Annotated in this window: 24 protein-coding genes; 7 read left to right on the forward strand and 17 right to left on the reverse strand. The window is 50.5% G+C overall.

The window, feature by feature from the left end; all coding sequences use genetic code 11:
- Positions 1-78: 78 nt before the first annotated feature.
- From fusA to OXG75_01400, 9 genes are all read right to left on the reverse strand, one after another.
- On the reverse strand, positions 79-2,163 hold the full coding sequence (gene fusA, locus OXG75_01360; GenBank protein MCY3624640.1) for an elongation factor G: 2,085 nt from the start codon (positions 2,161-2,163) through the stop codon (positions 79-81).
- A gap of 17 nt (positions 2,164-2,180) precedes the next feature.
- Complete coding sequence (gene rpsG / locus OXG75_01365; protein MCY3624641.1) at positions 2,181-2,651, reverse strand: 30S ribosomal protein S7; 471 nt, start codon at positions 2,649-2,651, stop codon at positions 2,181-2,183.
- Positions 2,652-2,668: 17 nt separating this feature from the next.
- A complete protein-coding gene (gene rpsL / locus OXG75_01370; protein MCY3624642.1) occupies positions 2,669-3,040 on the reverse strand; it encodes a 30S ribosomal protein S12 in 372 nt (123 codons plus the stop codon).
- A 675-nt stretch (positions 3,041-3,715) separates the two neighbouring features.
- The gene (purD, locus tag OXG75_01375) at positions 3,716-4,999 is read right to left on the reverse strand and encodes a phosphoribosylamine--glycine ligase (GenBank protein MCY3624643.1); all 1,284 of its coding nucleotides are present in this window, start codon (positions 4,997-4,999) and stop codon (positions 3,716-3,718) included.
- 59 nt (positions 5,000-5,058) lie between these two features.
- On the reverse strand, positions 5,059-6,888 hold the full coding sequence (gene glmS / locus OXG75_01380) for a glutamine--fructose-6-phosphate transaminase (isomerizing) (protein MCY3624644.1): 1,830 nt from the start codon (positions 6,886-6,888) through the stop codon (positions 5,059-5,061).
- Position 6,889: 1 nt separating this feature from the next.
- On the reverse strand, positions 6,890-8,275 hold the full coding sequence (glmU, locus tag OXG75_01385) for a bifunctional UDP-N-acetylglucosamine diphosphorylase/glucosamine-1-phosphate N-acetyltransferase GlmU (protein MCY3624645.1): 1,386 nt from the start codon (positions 8,273-8,275) through the stop codon (positions 6,890-6,892).
- A gap of 30 nt (positions 8,276-8,305) precedes the next feature.
- Positions 8,306-8,737, reverse strand: coding sequence for a single-stranded DNA-binding protein (locus OXG75_01390; protein MCY3624646.1), 432 nt, complete (start codon positions 8,735-8,737; stop codon positions 8,306-8,308).
- 132 nt (positions 8,738-8,869) lie between these two features.
- A complete protein-coding gene (locus OXG75_01395) occupies positions 8,870-10,039 on the reverse strand; it encodes a Fic family protein (protein ID MCY3624647.1) in 1,170 nt (389 codons plus the stop codon).
- Between the two features lie 183 nt (positions 10,040-10,222).
- Positions 10,223-10,810 carry a CoA pyrophosphatase gene (locus OXG75_01400; protein MCY3624648.1) on the reverse strand — a complete coding sequence of 196 codons (588 nt, stop codon included), beginning with the start codon at positions 10,808-10,810 and terminating at the stop codon, positions 10,223-10,225.
- A 194-nt stretch (positions 10,811-11,004) separates the two neighbouring features.
- On the opposite strand from OXG75_01400, the gene OXG75_01405 reads away from it, so the two are divergent.
- A complete protein-coding gene (locus OXG75_01405) occupies positions 11,005-12,237 on the forward strand; it encodes a transporter substrate-binding domain-containing protein (protein MCY3624649.1) in 1,233 nt (410 codons plus the stop codon).
- 142 nt (positions 12,238-12,379) lie between these two features.
- Here OXG75_01405 and OXG75_01410 read toward each other — a convergent pair whose 3' ends face one another.
- The 3 genes from OXG75_01410 to OXG75_01420 all read right to left on the reverse strand — a co-directional run bounded on the left by OXG75_01410 (position 12,380) and on the right by OXG75_01420 (position 16,440).
- The gene (locus OXG75_01410; GenBank protein MCY3624650.1) at positions 12,380-14,326 is read right to left on the reverse strand and encodes a hydantoinase/oxoprolinase family protein; all 1,947 of its coding nucleotides are present in this window, start codon (positions 14,324-14,326) and stop codon (positions 12,380-12,382) included.
- A 57-nt stretch (positions 14,327-14,383) separates the two neighbouring features.
- A complete protein-coding gene (gene rpoZ, locus OXG75_01415; protein ID MCY3624651.1) occupies positions 14,384-14,596 on the reverse strand; it encodes a DNA-directed RNA polymerase subunit omega in 213 nt (70 codons plus the stop codon).
- A gap of 119 nt (positions 14,597-14,715) precedes the next feature.
- Complete coding sequence (locus OXG75_01420; GenBank protein MCY3624652.1) at positions 14,716-16,440, reverse strand: alkaline phosphatase D family protein; 1,725 nt, start codon at positions 16,438-16,440, stop codon at positions 14,716-14,718.
- 224 nt (positions 16,441-16,664) lie between these two features.
- Between OXG75_01420 and hisIE the strand changes: the two genes are divergently transcribed.
- Positions 16,665-17,318, forward strand: coding sequence for a bifunctional phosphoribosyl-AMP cyclohydrolase/phosphoribosyl-ATP diphosphatase HisIE (gene hisIE, locus OXG75_01425; GenBank protein ID MCY3624653.1), 654 nt, complete (start codon positions 16,665-16,667; stop codon positions 17,316-17,318).
- Positions 17,319-17,350: 32 nt separating this feature from the next.
- On the opposite strand, the gene OXG75_01430 is transcribed toward hisIE, so the two are convergent.
- Together OXG75_01430 and OXG75_01435 are read right to left on the reverse strand one after the other, a co-directional pair.
- Complete coding sequence (locus tag OXG75_01430; protein ID MCY3624654.1) at positions 17,351-17,854, reverse strand: hypothetical protein; 504 nt, start codon at positions 17,852-17,854, stop codon at positions 17,351-17,353.
- A 9-nt stretch (positions 17,855-17,863) separates the two neighbouring features.
- A complete protein-coding gene (locus OXG75_01435) occupies positions 17,864-18,367 on the reverse strand; it encodes a hypothetical protein (GenBank protein ID MCY3624655.1) in 504 nt (167 codons plus the stop codon).
- 129 nt (positions 18,368-18,496) lie between these two features.
- On the opposite strand from OXG75_01435, the gene OXG75_01440 reads away from it, so the two are divergent.
- Both OXG75_01440 and OXG75_01445 read left to right on the forward strand, forming a co-directional pair.
- A complete protein-coding gene (locus OXG75_01440; GenBank protein ID MCY3624656.1) occupies positions 18,497-19,084 on the forward strand; it encodes an exonuclease domain-containing protein in 588 nt (195 codons plus the stop codon).
- A 46-nt stretch (positions 19,085-19,130) separates the two neighbouring features.
- Positions 19,131-20,165, forward strand: a complete 1,035-nt coding sequence (locus tag OXG75_01445; GenBank protein ID MCY3624657.1) for a zinc-dependent alcohol dehydrogenase family protein — start codon at positions 19,131-19,133, stop codon at positions 20,163-20,165.
- A 31-nt stretch (positions 20,166-20,196) separates the two neighbouring features.
- Here the strand turns inward: OXG75_01445 and OXG75_01450 are convergent, their stop codons facing one another.
- Complete coding sequence (locus OXG75_01450) at positions 20,197-20,670, reverse strand: nucleoside 2-deoxyribosyltransferase (GenBank protein MCY3624658.1); 474 nt, start codon at positions 20,668-20,670, stop codon at positions 20,197-20,199.
- Between the two features lie 68 nt (positions 20,671-20,738).
- On the reverse strand, positions 20,739-21,284 hold the full coding sequence (locus OXG75_01455) for an arsenate reductase ArsC (protein ID MCY3624659.1): 546 nt from the start codon (positions 21,282-21,284) through the stop codon (positions 20,739-20,741).
- 146 nt (positions 21,285-21,430) lie between these two features.
- On the opposite strand from OXG75_01455, the gene OXG75_01460 reads away from it, so the two are divergent.
- Together OXG75_01460 and OXG75_01465 are read left to right on the forward strand one after the other, a co-directional pair.
- The gene (locus tag OXG75_01460; GenBank protein MCY3624660.1) at positions 21,431-21,880 is read left to right on the forward strand and encodes a type II toxin-antitoxin system ParD family antitoxin; all 450 of its coding nucleotides are present in this window, start codon (positions 21,431-21,433) and stop codon (positions 21,878-21,880) included.
- A gap of 127 nt (positions 21,881-22,007) precedes the next feature.
- Positions 22,008-22,793 carry an enoyl-CoA hydratase-related protein gene (locus OXG75_01465; GenBank protein MCY3624661.1) on the forward strand — a complete coding sequence of 262 codons (786 nt, stop codon included), beginning with the start codon at positions 22,008-22,010 and terminating at the stop codon, positions 22,791-22,793.
- A 13-nt stretch (positions 22,794-22,806) separates the two neighbouring features.
- Here OXG75_01465 and era read toward each other — a convergent pair whose 3' ends face one another.
- Positions 22,807-23,712 carry a GTPase Era gene (gene era / locus OXG75_01470; protein MCY3624662.1) on the reverse strand — a complete coding sequence of 302 codons (906 nt, stop codon included), beginning with the start codon at positions 23,710-23,712 and terminating at the stop codon, positions 22,807-22,809.
- A 118-nt stretch (positions 23,713-23,830) separates the two neighbouring features.
- Between era and OXG75_01475 the strand changes: the two genes are divergently transcribed.
- Positions 23,831-25,276, forward strand: coding sequence for a deoxyribodipyrimidine photo-lyase (locus OXG75_01475; GenBank protein MCY3624663.1), 1,446 nt, complete (start codon positions 23,831-23,833; stop codon positions 25,274-25,276).
- The last annotated feature ends 124 nt before the right edge of the window (positions 25,277-25,400 follow it).

Here is a 25,400-nt window from a genome sequence, read left to right on the forward strand (position 1 = left end):
TTAAATGCGGCTTCCCCCTCTCAAACTTCGCCTTAGACATCTCTCGTTGACCTCCTTGTTAAAAAGAACATAAAAATATCAGCTGACATTGGCTGCCTGTTTTATCTCTTCGGCTATGTTGGCGGGCAGGGCGAAATAATGGGAGAATTCCATAGTGAACAATCCCCTGCCTTCGGTCATTGACCTTAAGTGGGTCGCGTAACCGAACATTTCGCCAAGCGGAACTTCCGCCTTTACCGCCTGCATAGCACCTCTCATTTCCGTACTGCTTACTCTTCCGCGCCTTGAACTCAGATCACCTATGACAGTTCCCATGTGAGCTTCGGGAACAACCACCTCAAGCTTCATTACTGGCTCAAGCACAACCGGAGAAGATTTATGAATCGCCTCCTTAAATGCCATGGAACCGGCGATCTTAAAAGCGATCTCCGAGGAATCGACATCGTGGAAAGAACCGTCGTAAAGAGTGACCGCCACGTCGACGACCGGATACCCGGAGACAACTCCAGTATCCATGGCCTCGACTATTCCTTTCTGCACCGCGGGAATAAACTCCTTGGGAATCACCCCTCCCTTTATCTGATCGTGGAACTGAAATCCTTCGCCCCTCTCAAGAGGCTCCACCCTTATCTTCACATGGCCGTACTGACCACGCCCACCGGTCTGTCTTATGTACTTCCCTTCGGTTTGAGAAGTGCTGGTTATCGTCTCTCTGTAAGCAACCTGAGGCTTCCCTACGTTCGCATCTACCTTGAATTCCCTTTTAAGCCTGTCGACGATTATCTCAAGGTGAAGCTCCCCCATGCCGGAAATTACCGTCTGACGGGTCTCCTCATCGGTTTTCACCTTGAAGGAAGGATCCTCCATGGCAAGCTTGCTAAGCGAGAGACCGAGTCTCTCCTGATCGGCGTTTGACTTAGGTTCTATTGCAATCGAAATTACCGGGTCCGAGATATGAAGACTCTCAAGTATGACGGGATTTGAATCCGAGCACAGAGTATCGCCCGTAAGAGTGTTCTTAAGCCCAACCGCGGCCGCTATACCACCAGCCTCAACCTCTTTTATATCCTCGCGTTTTTCCGCGTGCATGCGAAGAAGTCTTCCGATCTTTTCGTTTTTAAGATTGGATGAATTGTAGACGGTAGTACCTGATTTAAGCTTTCCTGAATAAACCCGAAGGTAGGTAAGCTGGCCAACGAACGGGTCCGACATGATCTTAAACGCAAGCGCGGAGAAGGGCTCTTCTTTGTCGGGGTTTCTTTCGACTTCCTCATCGGTTTTGGGATGAATGCCTTTTACCGGTGGCAGATCCACGGGAGCGGGCATGTATTCCACAACGGCGTCAAGCAGGAGCTGCACTCCTTTGTTCTTAAAAGCCGATCCCAGCATAACCGGTACTATGGTCGCGTCGATTGTCTGTCGTCTTATGGATTTCCGGATCATCTCTTCGGGGACATCCTCTCCGTCGAGATAAAGCTCCATTATCTCCTCGTCGTTATCTGAAAGAGCCTCTATAAGTTTCTCCCTGTATTCGGCCGCCTGCTCCTTGGTGTTCTCGGGAATATCTATGAATTCAAACTTGGCCCCAAGGCTTTCCCCGTCCCAGACCGCCATTTTCATCCTTATCAGGTCAACTATTCCGGTGAAGTCGTCGCCGTCAAACCAGGGAATCTGAAGACACACGGGATTGGCGTTAAGCCTTTCAACTATCTGATCCACGACTCTGTAGAAATCCGCCCCGACCCTGTCCATCTTGTTCACAAAACACATTCTTGGGACTGAATATCGGTCGGCCTGTCCCCAAACCGTCTCGGTCTGAGGTTCGACTCCTCCGACACAGTCAAACACAACCACCGCTCCGTCAAGCACCTTGAGCGATCTTTCAACCTCTATGGTGAAATCAACGTGACCGGGAGTATCTATGATGTTTATCCTGCAGTCCTTCCAGAAACACGTAGTGGTAGCAGAAGTAATGGTGATGCCCCTTTCGCGCTCCTGCTCCATCCAGTCCATGGTCGCCGCGCCTTCGTGCACCTCGCCGATTTTGTAGGTTATGCCAGTATAGAAAAGTATTCTTTCAGTAGTAGTGGTCTTTCCAGCATCTATGTGAGCAACAATTCCGATGTTTCTCACCCTGTCTATGGGAAATATCTGTTCTGACACCTTAATCCTCCGGGGAATTACCACCTGTAGTGGGCAAAGGCCCTGTTGGCCTCAGCCATCCTGTGAACATCCTCTTTCTTCTTCACGGCGTTGCCCCTGTTGTTATGGGCGTCAATTATTTCCGAAGAAAGCTTGTCTACCATCGATTTTTCTGATCTTGAGCGGGAGGAATTTATGAGCCATCTGATCCCAAGGGACTGCCTTCTGAAGGAACTCACTTCCATGGGAACCTGGTAGTTAGCTCCGCCGACGCGTCTTGACCTTACCTCGACCGAGGGCTTCACCCTGTCAAGAGCATCGTGAAACACTTCAAGCGGGTCCTTTCCGGTTTTTTCGCTTATCTTGTCAAGGGAATCGTAGAAGATTTTTTCCGCCTTGCTCTTCTTGCCGTCATACATCAGGCTGTTTATAAACTTGGCGACTAGAGGGTCTCCGGTTCTGGAATCCGGAGCCAGTTTTCTTCTTTGTGCTCTACCTTTTCTCGCCATCTCCTGCTTCCCGCCCGTTACTTAGGCTTTTTGGCTCCGTACTTGGATCTCCCGTTTCTTCTGTTCTCAACCCCGGTCGAGTCAAGAGTTCCCCTGACTATGTGGTACCTCACTCCGGGAAGATCTTTCACCCTGCCCCCCCTGACGAGCACAACTGAGTGTTCCTGCAGCGTGTGTCCTTCTCCGGGGATATATCCCGTGACCTCTATGCCGTTTGTAAGCCTTATCCTTGCGACCTTCCTTAAAGCGGAGTTAGGCTTTTTCGGAGTGGTGGTGTAAACCCTCACGCAAACCCCTCTTCGCTGGGGACACCTCTGAAGAGCTCTGGCCTTGCTTTTCTTTCTGGCCGTCTCTCTTCCCTTGCTGAGCAACTGGCTTATCGTAGGCATAAAATCATCCTGTTCCCTGATTTGGGTAATCTGACTATTATAAGCTTATTAGCGAGCCGATGTCAAATAAGAAAACGGAAAAAAAACGCTAATCCTTAAATCAGAAGAAGGACTATACTACAGAAAGAAAACAGGTTTTCAACAAGAAATTTTCAAGCGGGAAATTCAACGGGCGTCAGACAAGGAATCACCCTTTAGACACCAAGAATAAAAAGATCATTATGAATCGTCAGGTGACATCCGCGCAACATGTCCATTCCGAGCAGAACGTCGAAATTTGCCAGCCTGATTTTCAGGGATATTACCATGACAGAATTATGCCATCTGACAAACGTATGCCGATGTTGAGGCCTCGTATCTGCGCCCGAAACCATCTCGGGGTTACCTGCAATCCCAATCCAGCCAAATATGCCGCGTTGTCCTCGCTACCATGCACACCTTGAAGATGTATCCAACTGATCGGCTGCAGCATTCCTACCTTTTCTATAACTTTTTGAGAAACAGTGGACAAGGTGAAGGGCCCCTTTCAAGGGACGTATGATCTACAGCGGAACTGGAGAGTTACCTGAAACCGAGTAGGTTCCTCACATCGAACCAACATATCTGATTGCAACCCTGATGTATGTCCGATTGCAAGTTTAAATAGCGGCAATCTGGTTCAGAATCTTGCGGCAATTACTTTAGACCGGACCGCGAAAGCGCTTTTTTTCCTATATCGGTCCGGTAAATCAGGCATTGCTCGGAAACAGAGTCAACAGCCCTGTACGCCCTGCTTATTGATTCCTCTATGGTGGCGCCAAGGGACGTGACTCCGAGAACTCTTCCGCCGCTTGTAACAAGTCTGCCCCCGGAAAAAGCGGTCCCCGCGTGAAAAACGACCGTTTCCGCGGTATCCTCAAAGTCCCCGGCTTTTGTAAGCGGAACCCCCTTGTCGTAGCTTCCGGGATAGCCATCTGAAGCCATAACCACGCAGACGCAGAAGCCGTCTTTCCATTGCAGGGGATCAGTGCTCATCTCTCCCCTAGCTATTGAATAGAGAACGGGAACGATATCCGAATCCATTTTCATAAGAAGCGGCTGGGCTTCGGGGTCGCCGAAGCGGCAGTTAAATTCAAGCACCTTGAAACTGCCGTCCTTTATCATCAGCCCGGCGTAGAGAATCCCCTTGTAGGTTCTCCCCTCTGATTTCATGGCCCGCACTGTCGGAATCATAACCTCGTCAATTATTCTCCGCCTTAACTCATCTGTTACCAAAGGGGCAGGGGTATACGCGCCCATTCCTCCCGTGTTCGGGCCCCTGTCTCCGTCATATATGGGCTTGTGATCCTGGGAAGTTTCAAGCGGAAGTATGTTCTCTCCGTCTGTGAAGGCGAAAAAAGAGGCTTCCTCGCCCGTAAGAAATTCCTCTATCACGACCTTCGTTCCTGCCTCGCCGAACGCCGCGCGCTCCATCATTGAGCGAACCGCGTCCTCTCCCTCCTCGCGGGAGTGGCATATGATAACGCCCTTGCCGGCGGCGAGACCGTCTGCCTTCACCACGAAAGGGGGCTCGCTCTCCCCTATCTTGGCAATCGCCTGCCCGAGATCGGTGAACACAGAATATTCTCCGGTTGGAATTCCGTATTTCTTCATCAGTTTCTTTGAGAATATCTTGCTTCCTTCAAGCTCCGCCGCGGCTTTAGAGGGACCAAAAACCAAAAGACCCTCTTTTTCAAAAGAATCTGTTATTCCTTCACAAAGAGGCTGCTCGGGGCCAACAACTGTAAGATCCACGGACTCTTTCTTGACGAACTGCGCAAGCGAATCAAAATCTCCGACGCCGATAGCCACACACTCGGCATGGCGGCTTATCCCGGCGTTTCCGGGAGCACAGTAGGTTCTCTCCACAAGAGGGCTTTGGCTTATTTTCCAGCAGAGCGCATGCTCCCTCCCGCCACCTCCGACGACAAGTACTTTCATTTGAAACCTCTTATAAAATTAGATGCAAGGATATCATTGTGCCCGGCAAAGGCGTGATATCATTCAACCGTGACAACCTTGGCCAGATTCCTCGGCTGATCAACATCTGTCCCCAGAATATTGGCTATGTGATAAGCCATAAACTGAACGGGGATAACCGATACCATCGGGCTTACAAGGTAAGAGCTTTTCGGAATCACTATCTTCCTGTCCCTTTCGTCGGGAAGCCGAAGCTCTCTATCCGACGTTATGAAAATTATTCGCCCTCCCCTGGCCTTTACCTCCTGAAAATTTCCAAGGAGCTTTTTGTAATATACATCCTCCTCCGGAGCTATAAACACAACGGGCATGTTCCTGTCTATAAGAGCTATGGGACCGTGCTTCATCTCCCCGGCGGCATATCCTTCGGCGTGGATGTATGAAATCTCTTTTAGCTTAAGCGCTCCTTCAAGGGCCACGGGGTAATTAATTCCCCGGCCCAGATATATAAAATTCCTGTAACCGTAAAAATCTCTTGAAAGCTCCCTGAGACGTTCATCGAGCCCAAGAACTTCCTGCTGGAGTTTTGAAACCGATATGGCATCGGCTATCAGCTGCCTAGCCCTTTTTGAATCAATCGTCTTCCTTGAAATCGCGAGATATACGGAAAGAAGATAGAACGCCATTACCTGCGTCGTGAAAGACTTTGTGGAGGCAACCCCGATCTCAGGTCCCGCCTTTGTAGCTATGACGCAGTCAGACTCTCTTGAGATTTTGCTCAGCGCAACGTTCGTTATTCCGATTGAGTTCATACCGAGTTCCTTGGCCTTTAGAAGCGCTTCCGAGGTGTCTGCGGTCTCACCCGACTGAGAAACCGCGATAAAAAGGGTGTCGGGGCCAACGACCGGATTTCGGTGTCGAAACTCCGATGCAAGCTCCACCTGAGTGTTCACTCCCGCGACTTCCTCTATCATATACTTCCCTATAAGAGCAGCGTGGTAGGAAGTGCCGCAGGCCGCGATAATGATTCTTTGCGTGTTTCGCAAAAGCGAGGGATCCAAGTCCTCAAAAACCACTTTCCTCATGTCCGCCGTGAATTTCCCCCGAAGCGTATCGAAGATGGCCGCGGGCTGTTCGAAAATTTCTTTCAGCATGTAATGGCGATATCCTGACTTCTCAGTTACCGAAGGGTCCCAGTCCACAACCGTCGGGTCTCTGCTAACGTCATTGCCGGCGGCGTCGGTTACGGAAATGCCGTTTTCTTCCAGAACCACGAAATCGTTATCCTCAAGGAAAATAAATTCCCTCGTGTAGGGCAGAATCGCAGGGATGTCTGAAGCCAGAAAACATTCGTTTCCGTTGCGCGCTATTATAAGAGGAGAGAAACGCCTGGTGGCGATTATCTTCCCGGGTTCTGTATCCGACATGACCGCCACGGCGTAAGAGCCCTCTATTTTCTCAAAGGCTTTTCTCGTTGACTCAAGAAGGGAGTTTCCTTTTTCCGTAAAATCGCGGATCAGATGGCAGATGACTTCGGTATCGGTATCGGAGCAAAATTCATAACCTGCGGCAACAAGTTCCTCCTTAAGCTCGGGGTAGTTCTCCACTATTCCGTTATGCACTACGCTTATCGGACCGGATACCTGAGGGTGGGCGTTTCGCTCCGAGGGATCGCCGTGGGTGGCCCATCTGGTGTGAGCGATGCCGAGTGAAGAGGTCACTTCGCAGTCTTTTAGCTTGGTGAAAAGATTTTCAAGTTTTCCCTTGCTTCTTATGACGCGGGAGCGGCCGTTTTCGACAAAGCATATCCCGGAAGAATCGTAACCCCTGTACTCTAATCTCCCCAAGCTCTCGCAGAGAACGCTTTTGGTTCTATCCGAACTTCCCACGTATCCCACTATTCCGCACATTTCAGGATCTCCTCTTCTTTACCCCTTTTCTCTCCGCCCAGCCGGTTATTTCCTTCTGCCCGGCACGTTCTATGGCCAGAGCACCCGGGGAAACATCTTTCGTTATCGTGGAACCCGCGGCCGTAGTAGCATCTTTTCCAACCCTGATCGGCGCAACAAGCATGGTGTCGCTTCCTATGAAAGCGCGATCCTCGACCACGGTTCTGTGCTTGTTTACCCCGTCATAGTTGCAGGTGATGGTTCCGGCACCGATATTAACTCCGTCGCCGATATCGGCATCTCCCACGTAGGAAAGATGCGGGACCTTGGAGCCAACCCCTATTTCCGACTTCTTTATCTCAACGAAATTGCCGATCTTGGCCCCGTCTTTTATCCTGGCTTCGGGCCGCAGGTGACAGAAAGGACCCATCACGACGCCGTTTTCGACTTCACACCCCGTAAGATACGAAGAAAACCTTATCTCGACATTGTTTCCTATACGTGAATCTTCAATGTATACAGACGGTCCTATGCGACAACCATCGCCTATACTGGTTTCGCCGTAAATATAGGTATTGGGACACACGGTTGTATCCCTCCCTATGCTGACAGAGTCTGATATGTAGGTGGTTTCGGGATCCTCTATGGTAACCCCGTTTTCCATGTGGCGGCGGTTTATTGCCTGTCTCATGGTTTTTTCCGCCTCGACGAGTTGCTCTCTGCTGTTCACTCCGGACACCTCCTTTGAATCCGCCAAGCTAAAGGCCAAAAGTCTGCGTTTGCGGGAAACGCAGAGATCCACAATTCCTGGCAGGTAATATTCCCCCTGGCTGTTTTCACTGCTAAGTCCGCCCAAGCTCTCCCAGAGAAAAGAGGAATTCACGCAGTAAACGCCTGCATTTATCTCGTTTTCCTTCTTCTCGTCAGCCGTGGCATCTTTGTCCTCAACCACGCGAAGCACTTCCCCGCCGGCATTTCTCAACACCCTACCGTATCCGCCGGGTTCCTCCACCAGAGTGGACATTAATGAGAGGTCCGCTCCGTTTTTCACGTGAGAATCCGTAAACTCGCGCAGAGAAAAAGAACTTATTGCGGGAACATCTCCGCTTAGTATGAGAATGTCCCCGGAAAAATCCCGAAATGAATCCTCGCAGCACAAAACCGCGTGCCCGGTTCCAAGCTGCGGTTCCTGGATGACCGTCTCCACCGGATAATCCGAGACCTCCTCCTTCACAAGCTCCGAATCATATCCCAGGACAAGCACTATCTTCTCAGGCTCCATCTTCTGCGCCGTCTCAAGGACATAGTGCAACATGGGCTTTTTCAAGATTGGGTGCAGCACCTTGGGGAGTTGCGAATTCATGCGGACTCCCTTGCCCGCCGCCAGGATTATAACGGCCAGAGACATAGACTTAACGTGTCAGTAAAAACCGAAAAATCAGAACGGGACGTCGTCGTCCGTCATACCAGTGCCCTCTTCGTAGGCGAAATCATCCTCGGGCGGAGGCGCCTCGGAGCGGCTCTGCCTTCCGCCTTCCCCTCTGGGGGAGAGAAACTGAACCGTCCTCCCGACAATTTCGGTCGTGTATCTTTTGTTGCCTTCCCTGTCATCCCACGATCGGGTCCTGATTGAACCTTCCACGTAAACCGAGCTTCCCTTGGAAAGGTACTCGCCGCATACCTCCGCCGTCCTGCCGAACGTCACTACCCTGTGCCATTCGGTCTGTTCCTGGGAATTTCCGTCCCTGTCCTTGCGTTTTTCCGTTGTGGCAACCGAAAAAGTAGTAATCGCCATTCCGTCAGGCGTATATCTTACTTCGGGGTCCCTTCCCAGATTGCCGAGTATTATAGCCTTGTTAACCGCTGCCATGATTCTTGGTCACCGCCGTTTTTGGATTCCGTGGAATTCTACATGAATATCCGTCGGATTTAAATACAACTTCGGGAAAAGGGTCACACCCAGATTATAAAATCAGGAAAAAGATTCCACATGGGCAACAGGCTAAAAAATCGGTTCGGTACCCCGGTTGAGAATATCAAGATACTCTTCGTAAACAAAGATTTTACGGCGGTCCTTGCCCGTAATCTCTTTTACAATCCCCAGGAATTCAAGACTCAGCAGGCAGCGAAGCACAGTGGGCAGCGAAACTCCGCAAAACTCTTTGATCCCGGTCGTATTACTGACGGGGAAGCGCTTGAGGCAATCATGTATCTTTAAGACCCCGGGAGTCGACCTGCCGGACACCTCAATGCGAGTCTTATCCCTTTCGAACAGGTCCTTAACAGCCTTCGCCGTTTCCATTGCCTGACCAGCTGTCTCAACCACACCTTCCAGAAAAAACTCAATCCATGCCTCCCAATCTCCCGTTTCTCTCACGGATTGCAGGTGATCGTAGTAAGCCCGACGGTTGACTTTGAAATAGAGACTCAGATAAAGAAGAGGTTCCTTGAGAATTCCATGAGCGCCGAGAATGAGAGTTATGAGCAATCGACCAACACGTCCGTTTCCGTCAAGAAACGGATGGATAGTCTCAAACTGCACATGGACCAACGCCGCCTTGACGAGCACGGGTAATCTCACCGTGTCGTCATGAAGAAAATTCTCAAGGCTTCCGAGGCACTCCATCAATTTCTCGGGAGGAGGCGGAACAAAACGCGCGTTTCCAGGCCTTGAACCCCCTATCCAGTTCTGCGAAGTGCGAAACTCGCCGGGACGCACATGGCCATCCCACGCGCTATCCATAAGCTTGGCATGAATTTCACGAATAAGGCGCAAGGAGAGCGGAAGTCCCTCCATGCGGTCAATACCGTATTTCATGGCAGAGACATAACGTGAGACCGAGGCGACATCTTCTCCCATGGGAACACCAGGAGCCTTTGCGGTCTCAAACAACAGCAAATCAGATAGAGAAGACTGCGTCCCTTCAATCTGCGAAGAAAGCACGGCCTCCTTACGAATATACATATAGAGAAGAAGTGACGTGTCAGGCAAAACCGCACTCATTCCGTCAAGCCGTCCCAGCGCCGCATTTGCCTGATCAAGCAAAGGGTAGAGTTCTCTCATGTCAAGAGGCGGTTCAGGTGGCAGAGGCTTGGGAATATAGGAATCATAATGCTCTCCCGCTACAACTGAACTTCTGAGATATGTGCCAATGCGCTTTTTCTTCTCCATGAAAAACTCTTAACTAACGTAATTCATGATTTATGTTAGTTAAATCAAAATAACTAACACAGATGGAATTTACAAGAGAACAACTGACATAAATGGAATTTTATGTTAGTTAGATTCAAACAACGGACACAAATAAAAGTTTGAAGTAGGAATCAAGATGCATGAAAAACTCCCGATATTATCTCACATCGTGAGACACGCCGAAGTTTTCTTGAAGAATTCATTAAGTATTCTCCCCGTAAGTCCCCATATTATGTGATTGCGGTAAGCAAACACGTAATCATCTATTATCTTCCCATCACGTCTTCTTTCCCTTACATCCCTGTTTTCTGGGTTAACCAAGTGGGAAACCGGGACGCAGAAAAATTCTGATACCTCATAATTGGGAACAAACCCCACTTCGTCATTTATCATCGCTACAAAAGGCTTTACCGCATACTGTCTGACAGAAGGAGTGTAGGGACGCACGAAATCCATTTCCCCGAGAATCTCTGCTTCCTTCCCGGCGTCAAAACCAAGCTCCTCTCCAGCCTCCCTGCAAGCCGTATCAACAAGAGTCGCGTCACTTTGCTTTTTCTTTCCCCCCGGAAAGGCCACGTGACCTGAAAAAGCGTCATCCCTGTATTCGGTTCTTCTTATAAACCATATTCCATAATTTCCGCCCCGCTCGCAGAGCATAACCAGCACGGCAGCTACCAAGAATTCCCCACCTGGATCAAGGAGGGTCCCCGGAGGATCCAAGACCTTTCTTATTTCTTCTCGAATGTCCATCGCGTCCATCAAGAAAAGAGAACTATCAACCGTTAAGCTTCACCCTTTCCCCATTTTAGGGTACGCTATCCCTCGCCTGAATGAAAACGGCATTTTCATAAAAAGGGGCCTAGGTTTGGAGATAAAAAAATATTATCAATTCAGCGAAAACAAGCCCCCCGATCGAATCTCTGTTCACCCGGACAATCTGAAGTTTGGACCTCCAATTCGCGCAACATAGCCATCGACAGATTGAATGTTCCATTCTTTTCGCTAGGCTACCTTCAGGCGTTTTATCTTTCCGGAGGCCGAAACCCCGAAGTGCGAGAGACGTAAGAATGATCTGTTCAATACTGGAGACCACCCGTAATCATCTGCCGCTTGCCGTCTTTTGCGGCCTGGTCCTGCTTGCGGCGGGCTGTGGCGGTAACGACAGTGACCCCGGGCCAATTGACGCCGCTTGCGCGGATATGGGCAGCGTGATCAATGATCTGGCGTCCGACCCGAGAAATGTCGTTTACGGCTTTTATACCGATTTTGAGCCGATGAGCTACGCGGATACTCAGGACCGCAGCGACCCGGCGTTTCATCGTCCGCTTGGCTACGAGCCTTCCTTAATTGAAGCGGTCGACGAATTAAGCGGGGAATGGCTTCAGTTCAGGCCCATCGGTATCGGTGAAGAGTTCTCCGGCATCTGGCTGCTAAGCGCCGCCGACCCCCACAACCCTTTCGACATGGTTGGAGGCGGGATTACAGTCTTGCCGGACCGACGCTATGCTCAGGGCGACCGCGAGAGGGAAAAACCCCTGATTACTTTCGGCGATGGCCACGTGAAGATATTTCAATCATTGCTGGTGCGCAACGAATCCAGCATTAACAGCCACGACGACCTCGTCAGCTCCCACACCGTCGGCCTGCTGAAGGGCACGACCGGAGAGAGCCGCCTGCTGCAGCTTGCCGAAATCGCCGATGCCCGAGGCTACCTGCGGCCAGGTACGATCATCACGCTTGAGGACGACACAACACTGACGACGGAGGAACAGAGCCACAGGATTACAGCTTCCGAGTCAACGACAACGCCGGGCATTGAAACCCGCAAGCGCTTGGTAGGGCCCGGCGACGACATCCCCGAGATTCAATACTTCTCCTCCGAGAACGAGCAGATTGAGGCGGTAACCGACGCTGTGGTGGACGCCGTCGCCCGGGGCGAAGTCGGCAACCAGCACGCGGCCGACAATTCCAACGGAGAATTGCGGGTTACGGCCGTTGAGCGGGACAATTCCGAGGACATTGCTTTCAGCTATCCCCATACGCCGGAAGGCGACAGTTTGCGCGGGATAATGGACAAGCTGATAAACTGCCTTACGGACGGCGGCAGTATAGGCTTTGCGCAGTGGCATCAGAATCCGCGGATTTTTCTTGAGAGGGCGGAGCGTAACGCTCCGTGAATCGATATCTTCTCACGCCGGTTATCCGGAGAGTCCAGGAAATACAGAAAAAACCGAGCATTCGATAATAAAGGGACTCCACCGTTTCCTTGAAGACAGCATTTTGCGTCTCGACCGCTTAAGTTGGCAATTCCCGAAGAAACTACGGATCGAGGGTCACTATAACGCTTCCGTAATCGTCCACTTCACAGGCGGTATCGGGAGGGATAAAAGCAGTGGCGGTTCTCTCGTAAAGAACGCAGGGACCTGCAAGTTGAAAACCCGGCCGTAGTCCTTCCCTTTCGCAGCATCCGGCCTTAATGCTCTTGCCCTCAAAAATCACATCCTTTGTAAAGAACCGGGGCTCCGCCTCCACAGCAGAAACGGGAAGAATATCTATTTTTCGCTCCGGCATATAGGCCCTGAGTCTCAGGGTCACGATCTCGACGACGGAAGATTCCTTCCTGTATCCGTAAACTCTCTCATGCTCGCGGTGAAAATCCGAAGCTATGGAATCACTATAGGAAACAGTCAGTTCATGGGATTGCCTTCGGTACCTCGCATCGACACGCTTTTCGAACCTTAGGTCCTCTCTTTCGAGGTCTTCGCGCGCGAGCTTTTCGAGATCCGCGAATTTTCGGTCCGTCTCCACAAGATGGTCCTCATCCGCTGAGGAGAAAAACGTGATTCCGTAATCCTTGAAAGAGTCGGCAAGAAGCATCCCGTAGGCGGAGAGAGCACCGGGATTTCGGGGAAACACGACCTCTCGTATACCAAGGGAGCGGGCAAGCTCGCAGGCATGAAGACCTCCCGCGCCGCCGAATGAAACAAGCGAAAATTCTCTCGGATCGTAGCCTCTACCGACCGATATCACGCGGAGGGCCTTTTCCATGTTTGAATTTGAAATCCTGATTACGGATTCGGCGACTTCCTCCGCGGCATGATCCGGGGCGAGAGAGCGAATCGCTTCAAATGACCTTTCGGGGTATATATTCATCTCGCCACCCAGAAACCAGCCGGGGTCCATTCTCCCGAGAACTATATTGGCGTCTGTTACGGTCGGCAGAACGCCTTTCCCGTAACACGCGGGGCCGGGATCAGCGCCGGCGCTTCGCGGGCCGACCTTAAGAATGCCCCCGTCGGCAATGTAAGCGACTGAACCGCCTCCGGCCCCTATGGTCGAGATGTTTATCATCGGCACCTTAAGCGCAACGCCTCCCAGGGTGTTCTCGGTCGTAAAGCTTATTTTGCCGTCGCAAAGGGATATGTCTGTCGAAGTTCCACCCATGTCGTAGGTAATAATTTTCTCTCTCCCGGAGAGCGCACATATCTCAAACGCCCCGACCACCCCCCCGGCGGGACCGGAAAGAACTATTTTTGCAGGTTCTTCGGCCGCTTGCTCAGCAGATATAACCCCACCGTTTGACTGCATGATGGAAAGAGATTTTTCCCCGAGGGTACGGGAGAGCGAACGCATGTACTTGTTCACTTTTGGAATCAGATAGGAATTAAGAACCGTCGTCGAAGTTCTCTCATACTCCCTGAATTCCGCGACAAGCTCAGAGGAGAGGGTAATCGGGATACCGAGTTCGGAAAGCACGGCCGCAACCCTGCGTTCATTCTCGGGGTTTGCATACGAATGGAGAAAACAAACCGCTATCGCCTCAATACCGAGAGAAGATATCTCCTCCTTTATTTTCTCCACTTCTGCTTCATCCGGACAGACAAGCACACAACCGCGATAATCCGTTCTCTCGGAAACCCCGAACCTGAGTTCCGGTGACACAAGAGGGACGGCCGGACTCCATAGCAGATCATACAGTTTCTCCCTGTTCTGCCGCCTGATCTCGATTACGTCTTCGAAACCCCTTGTGGTAATAAGACAGGTCTTTGCCCCTTCCCGTTCCAAAAGAGCATTCGTGGCCACGGTGGTTCCGTGAATGATTTCCGATATATGGGAGAACTCAACGGGATGGGTTTTAAGCCCGTTCAGTACTGCTATCGAAGGATCGCGGGGAGTGGAAGGAACCTTGTTTACCGATATTTCCTTTCCATCGAAGAAAACAAAATCGGTGAAAGTTCCTCCCGCGTCTATGCCTACCGAGAGCATGAAAAGATGGTTACCTCGCCGTGCGCGGGTTAAAACCGCACGGGGCTACGTGCGCAATCAGTAATTATCTCTATCCTTGGGATATATGACGTTTACCTTTCCTTCAGCTATCTCTCTTAACGCCGAAACAACATGTTTGTTGTCATCGTTCTCAGACGCCACCACGGTAGCTCCCTTGGATATCTGGCCTGCTCTTTTCATCGCTGCGATGGAGAGAGCAAACCTGTTTTCAACTTTCTCTAAGCAGTCTTCAATTGTAATTCTGGCCATGGATTGTTACCTTCCTTAATCAGTACCTAACCTGAATATTATACCCTATATCATTCGACTCTTCACGGTAATGTCAATTAATCCCGCCTTGATACTTTCCCTGACCAAAATGCTCTAGCCTAATTACCAACAGGAACAAGTTCACGATTTCCCACTCCGGGAAGCACACCAAGGGCCTTTCCACTTGAAGTTAGTTCCCTGAATTCCGGATGCTTGACTGTATCCACATATATCCACCGCGACTTGGCCCTTTTCGGAGTAAAACTGACAATCATATAACCGCGATCCTTTGTGTTTGAGTAGACAAGACCGTTGACCAGCACTTCCAGATCCCGGGCAAATTCCTCGGCCTGCTCCGGTTCAAGTTTCAGATAAGTCTCAAGACCCCCCGAGGACACAGACGCGGTGGCGAACTCGACGCCCACCTGATTACCTGCCGCATCCTTGAGATTGCTTGCCCACCCGTTATGCGTATCCCCGGCAAGCACTATCAAGTTCCTATCCCTTCCGTAAGCCGCGCCTAACACCGCTTCGCGTTCTGCAGGGTAACCGTCCCAGGCATCAAGATTATAGGGAAGCACAGTGTTTACACGGTCCCGCTCATCCTTAGTCACGGAAGGATCTTCTCGCAACACCCGCTCCTTAATCCCGGTCAGTTCATCAATAAGATCCGCGACCTGCGGTGTGCGATCGCCCAGATGGGGAATTATTTCAGCCGGAACGTTCATTCTGCCCATAAGCACCTGCTGACCCAGAACCTGCCAAGCGGCGGTTGAGTCAGCAAGCTCCCCCTGAAGCCAGACAAGCTGATCCCGACCGAGCAGGGTTCGTTCGGGAGAACCAATGTCCTCACGAAAACTCCGGGCGTTGAAACCGGTATCCGGGTCAAGATAATCCTTGTAACTAAGCTGTTTTTCCCGTCCGGCAAGGCGGGTATCGAGCATTAAAAGTTCAACTAGGTTCCCGAAAGAAAAACTGCGGTAGACCCGCCCGGAATCATTCTCTTTTACGGGGCGAACCGGCATCCACTCGTAATAGGCCCGAAGCGCAGCCTCTTTGCGCGCATCGAAGCTCCCTTCGTCTTCGTTGTGGTTTTGGGCACCCCCCACATAAGCGTCGTTTGCAACCTCGTGATCATCCCAGACGGCGATGAACGGATGTGTGGCATGAAGGGCCTGAAGCTGCGGATCAGTTCTGTATAGGGCGTAGCGCCTTCGGTAATCGTCAAGCGTCAGGATTTCCTTATCGCTGTATTCCGGAAAGTCCCTTCCGGCTCCTTGGGAATTATCGTTCCCGGAATCCGGCGCCTTGCCGTACTCGTAGATATAATCGCCGAGGTGTACCACGGCATCGATGTCAGCCGTTTCCGCCGCGTGGCCGTAAACGTTAAAGTAACCGCCATGAGAAGTAGGATAGTTTGCGCATGAAAACACCGCCAGCCTGACCGAATCCACATCGCCTCTGGGCAAGGTCTTGGTACGGCCGATAACGGATGCGGTCTCACCTGAGCGAAAACGGTAGTAATAAGCCGTTCCTGCCGAAAGGCCCTCGACATCAACCTTGACGGTGTAATCGCTCTTGGCCGTAGTGCTCTTAACAGAACTGTAAACAAGGCTTTCGAATTTCTCATCCGAAGCAACCTCGACCCTCACCCTGACTTTTCTCTGGGATTCCTGCGGAGTGACTCTCGTCCAGAGAATAATCCTGTCATCCAGAGGGTCGCCGCTTGCGACACCATGTTCAAAACTCACACGTCCCGAATCGCCGTAGAGCACGAGACCAATAGCGAAAAGCAGAAGGGCGAAAAGCAGAACCCCTGAACCATGAACAAGCTGTTTTCTCAAAAACACAGATGCAATTCCTCCCCGCGAACAGCAGTCTTACAGTTATACACCCGAAATCAACAGCAATTCAGAAAAAAGCTTCGGGGGGAGAGAACAGCCGATCCGAAGCCTCAATATGCCGGTTTCCCCGCCCTGTCAGTTCTTTGACAACGGAAGCTTTGCAATTATTATCTTGACGTACTTCAAACGGAATGAAAACCCGATGGATTAGGAAAGGGGATTATATGAAACTAGAAGAACTCAAGTTCAACGACGAAGGCCTTTTGCCCGTAATAGTGCAGGACAGTTCAAGCGGGCGGGTGCTCATGCTCGCATATGCGAACAAAGAGGCTCTCGAGATGACCGTCAAGACCGGAAGGACCCACTTCTGGAGCAGATCAAGAAAAAAGATCTGGAACAAAGGGGAAGAATCAGGCCATTTTCAGGACGTAAAGGAAATCTTCGTTGACTGCGACTGCGATACGGTGCTAATAACCGTGGAGCAGACCGGAGCAGCCTGCCACACCGGAAAGCCGACATGTTTTTACAGATCCGGGGACATGGAAGAAAAAGCTGCCCCCGTGTTCGAGAAAGCTTCACTCAGAAAGGTGTTTTCCGTAATAGAAGACAGGAAGCAGAACCCCAAGGAAGGCTCTTATGTGAGCGGCCTTATTAAGGGCGGAGTTGACAGGATACTTAAAAAAATCGGAGAGGAGGCCGGCGAAGTAGTAATAGCCGCGAAAAATGAGGATAAAGACGAACTCGTCTACGAACTTACCGATCTGTGGTTCCATTCCATGGTGCTTCTCTGCGAAGCGGGTCTTTCGCCTCAGGACATATCGGATGAACTTGAGAGAAGGTTCGGCAGGCGCAAAGAAGAGTACGCGCAGAAGAAGTAGCACACAGAAGCGCTGGAAGGCTGGACAGGACCCTACTGCCTTTTTCCCTTGGGAGGTCTGTGCTTTTTAGGCCTGTCCTTTTCCTCTATGTAATCTCCTATGTAAGTTCTGTTTCTAACCGAAGGCGGCAGGTTCGAGAGATCGGGCTTCGGCATATTGGTTGAGAGGTCCTTGGTAAAAGCAAAAGTCGAGATAACTTTCTCCACTTTCTTTTTCTCCCCGCAGTAGCACTTTACGTTTTTCTCGTCCCCCTCTTCGTATATAAGCTCGGAAAACCTGTAGTTTCGCATGTTGAAAAGCGCAAGCAGGGCTCCGTCCTTAAGGTAAAAGTCGTTGAATATGGAATCTTTTCCCCTTCTTCCGTGCTTCGCGACTATTTCTTCGCGCTCAAGGTCGATAACTTCTATGGCGTTTATGTTGTCATATTTCTCGACAAGGTTTTTTACGGTCTCCGTGTCTCGTTTTCTCTCAAGAGCCTTCAGTGATTTCTCAACGTTGCGTCTGCACTTGATGCATTCAAATTCATAGAGGGGCATTTGCGTCTCCTATCTGTTGAAATACTGGTTCAGGTGATCCTGCCCTACCCAGTCGCTCGCTATTTCTTCATCCTTTTGCTGTTTGTATTCAAGATGCCATCTAAGCTCATCCCCGGGACCCGGAGCTCTTTTATTCTTGTCGTCGAATATGGCCTTGAAAGTGGAAAAGACCCTTCTCACTGTCTCGGAATCGTCGCAGAGAGGGCATTTGACTTCATCCTGGTCGTCATCTCCGTACACAAGGTGATCGAAGCGGAAGTCCTTGAGCTCAAGGTAAAGGACCTTTCCGTTATCTAGCTTGTAACGAAACCTCCTCGCGCCGCGTACGCCCCTTTCCCCCAGTTCGAAAAACAGTTTTCCGCTCTTGTCGCTTGTGACTTCAACATAACAGAAGTTGCGGTTCTGCTTGAAAATCTTCTTTGCGTTTGTCTTGGTAAGCTTGGCGACCAGACTGTCTATGTCCGTATTGTAACTCTCCATGCAACTGTCGCACTCATATTCGTATAACGGCACCTTACGCCTCCGGAAAAACTTTTAATTCGGAAGATTATAAACAATATAATCTGAGTTTAAAGCCCGAAAACGCCGAAGCGGAAGAAACACCGCTGAAAGAGAGCCGATTATGGTTCATAATGTAGGAGAATGAAAAAAGCCGGAAATCCGAAAACGCCCCGCGGGCAAAACGGAAAAAACTATCTCCCCGCGAGTAAAAATCTGGATTTCGTTGCCGTCGATGTCGAGACCGCGAATTCAAACGTTTCAAGCATCTGCCAAGTGGGAATCGCGGTGGTAAGATCAGCGGAGATCAAAGAGGTATGGACGCAGCTTGTTGATCCGCATGACTTTTTTGATCCGTACAATATCGCCATACACGGCATAGACCAGAAGATGGTAAGTGGCTGCCCGCGGTTTGAAGAATTGTACGGCAAGATCGCGCGACACTTGGGAGAAATCGTCGTAAGCCATACATTCTTTGACCGCCGAGCAATCTCAAAAGCATTTGAAGAATGTGGAAAATCTCTTCGTTACGGAACCTGGATTGACAGTGCGCAGGTAGCGCGACGCGCCTGGCCGGATAAATACGCCCTTAGGGGTTACAATCTCGAGAATATTGCCCGGGACCTCGGGATTCATTTTCGCCACCACGACGCCGGAGAAGACGCAAGAGTCGCAGCGGAAATCGTTCTGAGGGCGTACGCGGACACCACACTCGGAACAAGCAAGCAGTGAGGAACCGGCCCGTACGCCATATATGCGTGTTATACTTGGTAGCGTGATGAAGGCAATGGTTCTAAGAGGTACATACGACCTGCTCAATAACGATACTCCTCTTGAACTGCTCGAGATTCCCACACCGAAACCCGCTGAAGAAGAAGTGCTAATACGCATTTTAGCCTGCGGGGTCTGTCACACCGACATGGACGAGGCAGAAGGAAGGGTGATCCCCCCGTCTCTTCCGATTGTTCCAGGACATCAAGTCGTGGGGGTGGTCGAAGAACACGGCTCGGGCGTAAGAAGTTTCGACGCAGGCGATATGGTCGGAGTTGCGTGGATAGGAGGAGTCTGCGGAAAATGCTCCTATTGTAGCAGCGGACGGGAAAACCTCTGCCATGATTTCATCGCCACCGGCAGGGACAGAAACGGAGGTTTTGCCGAATTCATGGTCGCGGACGCAGACTTCGTTCACCGCATACCGCAGGGAATGGACCCAGTGAAGACGGCCCCTCTCCTGTGTGCCGGAGCGATAGGTTACCGTTGCGCCAGACTTTCCGGAATAACAGACGGCGACGCCGTAGGGCTTATGGGATTCGGAGCTTCAGCTCATCTGGTCATACAGCTACTTCGTCACTCATATCCACTATGCGAGGTGTTCGTATTCGCAAGAGGAGAAAGGGAAAGGCTGTTCGCCATGGAACTTGGAGCATCCTGGTCAGGCGGAATTGAAGAGCGCTCCCCCAGGCAGCTTTCAGCCATCATTGACACCACTCCGGCATGGACGCCCGTTTTGCGCTCGCTTGAGAATCTTGTCCCCGGGGGAAAACTGGTTGTAAACGCCATAAGCAAGGAGAACTCCGACATAAGTTCTTTGCTGAGTCTCGATTACCAGTCGCATCTCTGGCTTGAGAAAGAGATAAAAAGCGTAGCGAATGTCACAAGGGAAGATGTTGCCGGCTTTCTCTCGGCCGCGTCCACTCTGGGAATAGAGACTGAAGTCACCGAGTACGGACTTGAAGAGGCAAACGCGGCACTTCTGGAAATGAAAAAGGGAGGAGGAAAGGGAGCCAGGGTCCTAAGGATAGCAGACCGGTAAATTTTTTGGTGACTCGTCTCTAAAAAAGTAATCAGTCCGCATCTTTAAGCCATCTCGCCAGCGCTTTGTCCGGGTCGGTTATCTCTTCTACAGAACCATACAAGTAAGCCTCCCAGCCCTTTTCAGGCATGCCGGCAAACAGCATCAGGTTGAGCGGATAGACCTCGCTGTCGGTGCAGCTGCGGAAGTCATCCCGGAACAGAAACACGGGTTTTCCCCAAGCAATAGCCATTCCCAGTTCCACCATAACTCCTTCGTCCGGCGGACATCCATTGACAACCGCGAACAACCCGTCGGCCTCACGCACGTCCCTGAGGTCCGACTGTCCAACCTGATAGGCCCAGCCGGCAACCGCCTTATCAACCTGATTGTTCCGGGAAAACGGCTCCCATACCTCGGCTCCCATTGATTCCAGAACCTCAACAAGAACCGCCAGAGGCCCTTCGCGCTGCTGCGCGGAAAAGCCGTAGGAGTTAGCCAGATACAGGGTTTTTTGTTTCTTCATAGTGCTTCTGCGTGAGAATCAGAACGATTCAGGTCTCATGCGGTGGTCGGACAGAAACGCTTCAAACGTCAGCAACTATTCTCCTCTCCGTCCGTTCCAGACCCACGGCGCCCTATCTTTTCAAGTCTCTCACGAAGTTCCACGCTGTCAAGCGAGTCAAACGGAAGGGCCAGAAACGCAGCGATACGCTCTTTGAGCAAGTCGTAGGCTCTTTCAAAAGCTTTTAGCTGCTCAGTTTCAGTTCCCTCAACGCCCGCGGGGTCCGCAAGACCCCAGTGAGCCGTAACCGGCCTGCCCGGCCACACGGGACAAGGTTCTTTCGCCGCGTTGTCACACACTGTAAAGACAAAATCCATCGAAGGAACGCCCTCCACCTCGAATTCATCCCAAGACTTGGAGCGCAGGTTCTCAATGGAGTGTCCCTTGCCAAGCAGGAGATCAAGAGCATGGGGGTGAACTTCTCCCCGAGGATGACTGCCCGCACTGTAGCCGACAAATCTTCCGTCGCTATTGTGATTCAAAAGAGATTCAGCAATGATCGAACGGGCCGAATTGCCCGTGCAGAGAAACAGCACCCTGTAGGTTCGCCCGCGCGACGGTTCGTTTTCTTTCATAATCCTTGGGAAATTCGACTCTGTAAGTATGCCTGGTAGTTTAGAATGAGATTATTCCTGACGATAAAATACAAAAAAACAATCTTTACAACAAAGATTGATAAAGTTTGTTATCAAAGTATCTTTTATAGCGTAGGCAGAGATTAATGAATGTCTCACTCACACCCAAGCTGGAACAGTTTATTCGGGAGAAGGTTTCATCCGGGCTTTATAACAATGCCAGCGAAGTAGTTCGCGAGGCGTTGCGGTTATTAGTCAAACGAGACAACACCTCAATTGATAGATCCTTGACAGCGCCATTAACCAAAGCGGAAATCCATAAACAGATTTCTTCTTTGGAAAAACCGTTGCGTGACAGAGGAATCAAATCCGTCTCCCTGTTCGGTTCGGCCGTTCGAGATGAAAACACTTCGGCAAGCGATATAGATGTTTTTATTGATACCGACCCGGAAGCCTCCTTCAGCCTGCTCGATTTGGTTGATGTAAAATATTTTCTTGAAGATAACTTGGGATGTGAAGTGGATGTAGTAACAAGAGAAGGACTTCGTCCGAACGTTAAACAAAGTGTACTTGATGAATCCGAGCAGGTATTCTAAGCGTTAGAAAGACTAACTCCTTAGCTACTTTTCGCATCTCTTGTAAAAGAATTGAGAGCACGAAACACCTTCACTCTGCGGTCAGGTGACACTTATACACCAAGCCTCGGTAATATATAATTTCCCCATGGCCGAAAACAAAGAAATTCTCATAAAGACCGAGGGTTCAATCTGCACCCTTACTCTCAATCGCCCTGAGAAAAGAAACTCTCTTACGCCAGAAACTCTAGGACTTTTAACCGAGGAATTCCTAAGACTGGGCAAAGCCACTGAAATCAGATGTGTTGTTATAAGAGGAAGCGGGAACAGGGCTTTCTGCTCAGGATATGATATAGCGACAATATCCGATGAAGAGATTGCGATAGAAGACGGCCATCCACTGACCGAAGCCATGCGGGCAGTGAAATCCTACCCTCTTCCCGTAATAGCCATGATAAACGGTCATGCTTTCGGGGCGGGACTCGAACTTGCGGTGACTTGCGACCTGAGAGTATGCGCCGACGACGCGAAGCTCGCGATCCCGCCCGCAAAACTGGGAGTCACTTATCATTACAGCGGAATAAAGCAATTCCTGAACTTGGTGGGTCCAGGGTTTACAAGAGAACTATTTCTCACCGGAAACCCAGTTAATGCCGAAAGAGCCCTGGAAAAAGGACTTGTCGACCATGTTGTAAAAAGAGAAAGGCTTGAAGAGTTCACCTATGGACTTGCCGAGGGAATAAGCGAAAACGCCCCGCTTTCGATGATATCGATGAAAAAGATGATAAATATCTGGGAAGAAGGGAGGCCAGTATCGGAAGAAAACGAAGAGCTCATAAGGTCTCTTTTCGCCAAGGTGAGGAAAAGCAGCGACTCTGAGGAAGGAAAAAGGGCTTTTCTCGGAAAGAGAAAGCCCGTTTTCAAGGGAGAATAAAGACTTCTGCGGTTCAGTCCCCGTAACCGAATTCCTTTATAAGGAAATCGCTCTGGGTCCAGTTCTCCTTAACCTTGACCCAAAGCTCAAGAAACAGCTTAACTCCCAGTATCCTTTCAATATCAACCCTGGCCTCAGAACCGATTCGCTTTAGCATCCCCCCGCCCTTTCCTATGAGAATCCCCTTGTGGCTTTTTCTCTCAACATAGATTTCCGCACTTATCCTGATCAGGTTCCGTTCCGTATCCTCGCTGAATCCCGAGACCACCACCGCCACTTTATAGGGAATTTCCTTTCGCGTGAGATTGAAGACTTTCTCCCTTATGAGTTCGCTTACGTAAAAAATCTCGGGCTGATCCGTGAAAATATCATCAGGGAAATATTTCGGCCCTTCGGGCAGGCGTTTTTTTAGAAGCTGCGTGAGCCGCTCCACCCCGTCGCCCGTAAGAGCCGAGATGGGAACTATTTCGAGGAACTTATCGGAAAACTTCTCGGCAGATGAAAGTATCGACAGGAGCTTTGATTTCTTTATCTTGTCGATCTTGTTCACGACAAACAAGGAAGGTTTCCTGAGCATCTTAAGTATGGATTCATCAGCCGCCCCGAAAGGCTTTTCCACGTCCGTAACGAACGCCACCAGATCAGCGTCGGAAAGAGCGCCGCTTACCGCACGGGCCATGGATTTCCCGAGCCTGCTTTTCTCCCTGTAAACGCCCGGGGTATCGAGAAAAACCAGCTGGGAATCATCAAAAGTCCTTACTCCCAGAATTCTGTTCCTGGTAGTGCTCGGCTTATCCGAAACGGCCGAAACTTTTTCTCCGACGATGGAATTCACAAGAGTGGATTTTCCGACATTAGGTCGTCCTATCACGGAAATGAACCCGGACCTGAAGCCCTCTTTTGAAGCTGTTTGGACCATGGAAATGAATCTCTAGTTAGATTTTAACAAAAAGTTGTACAATTTCTTTCAGAGAAATATGTTCCTATCAGTATAATTTACCGTAATCTTCGAGGCAAAAACCGGTCTTCCAGTAAAAATGAGTCAAGCAAAAGAGACGGCAAACCCAATCATCCACTGGTTCAGAAAGGATCTCAGACTCCTGGATAATCCGGCACTAGCGGAGGCGGCCAAATCCGCTCGGCCCATAGTGCCGGTCTATATACTTGAAGACGCAGATTCAGATCCCTGGGCGCCCGGCGGCGCAAGCAGATGGTGGTTACATCAAAGTCTTTTGGCGCTAAACAGATCCTTGGAAACCCGCGGAAACAGCCTAATTCTGCGTCGCGGCCGACCGCAGGAGGTTCTGAGGGAGTTGGTAACCGAGACCGGCGCCACGGCAGTATACTGCACCCCGCTTACAGAACCGCACGCGATCAAGGTCGATTCGGAACTACCGGATATTCTTAAGGAACTCGGGGCCGGATTCAGGATATTTGACGGGAATCTGTTTTTTCCGCCCGGTTCCATTACGACAAAAAACGGCGAACCCTACAAGGTCTTCACGCCTTTTTACAAAACCTGCATGCAGAGCTTTCCACTCCAGAAGCCCGTGCCCGCCCCCGAACGACTTCCAAGCTCGAGAAAACCCCCCAAGAGCGATTCACTTGATGAGTGGAAGCTTCTGCCGACAAAGCCCGACTGGAGCGCCGACTGGCTTAACATGTGGACGCCCGGCGAATCAGGTGCCCTCAACTCTATTGACTCGTTTCTGGAAAACTCACCAGAGGAATACCGAATTCAACGCGACCGACCTGGTGTGAAGAGAACTTCTCGCCTTTCTCCTCATTTCCATTTTGGAGAAGTATCACCGAGGACATGCTGGCATCATTCGCTTGCAAGAGTAAAACCAGAATCGCAAGATGACCTGAAACCCTTTTTTCGCCAGCTCATATGGCGGGAATTCTCTCACCACCTGCTTTACCACTGGCCAAAATTCCCCGAAAAGCCGTTTCGATGGAAATTTGAACGCTTCCCGTGGGCAAGGAATGAAGAAGCGCTTCGCCGGTGGCGGCAAGGTCTCACCGGCTACCCGATAGTCGATGCTGGAATGCGCGAACTCTGGGCTACGGGCTGGATGCACAACCGGGTACGAATGATCGCCGCTTCTTTTCTTGTGAAACACCTTCTTAACCCATGGCAGGACGGTGCCGCCTGGTTCTGGGATACTTTGGTTGACGCGGATCTTGCTAACAACTCAGTAAGTTGGCAATGGGTCGCGGGCTGCGGGGTTGATGCAGCTCCATTTTTTCGTATTTTTAACCCGGTGCTTCAGGGCAGGAAATTTGACCCCAACGGTGCTTATGTGCGACGTTGGGTTCCAGAACTTACAAACTTACCGAATAGATACATTCATGAGCCATGGACAGCATCTAAAAATAGACTTGAGAATTCGGGAGTCTCTCTGGGAAACAGTTATCCGTATCCTATAGTAGATCATCTGACAGCCCGAAATCGTGCTTTGGAAGTGTTCAAGTACATGTGAAATTCCTCTAAACCACACAAAACAACTTGCTTAACTACTTCTTTTTTTGATATATTACCAACCGTTTAGCCCGCATTTCTCACCGCATAGGGATATGGAAGGGTTTTTAGGGTCAGCAGCCATG

Source organism: Candidatus Dadabacteria bacterium (assembly GCA_026705445.1).
In the GTDB taxonomy this organism is placed as follows: domain Bacteria; phylum Desulfobacterota_D; class UBA1144; order Nemesobacterales; family Nemesobacteraceae; genus Nemesobacter.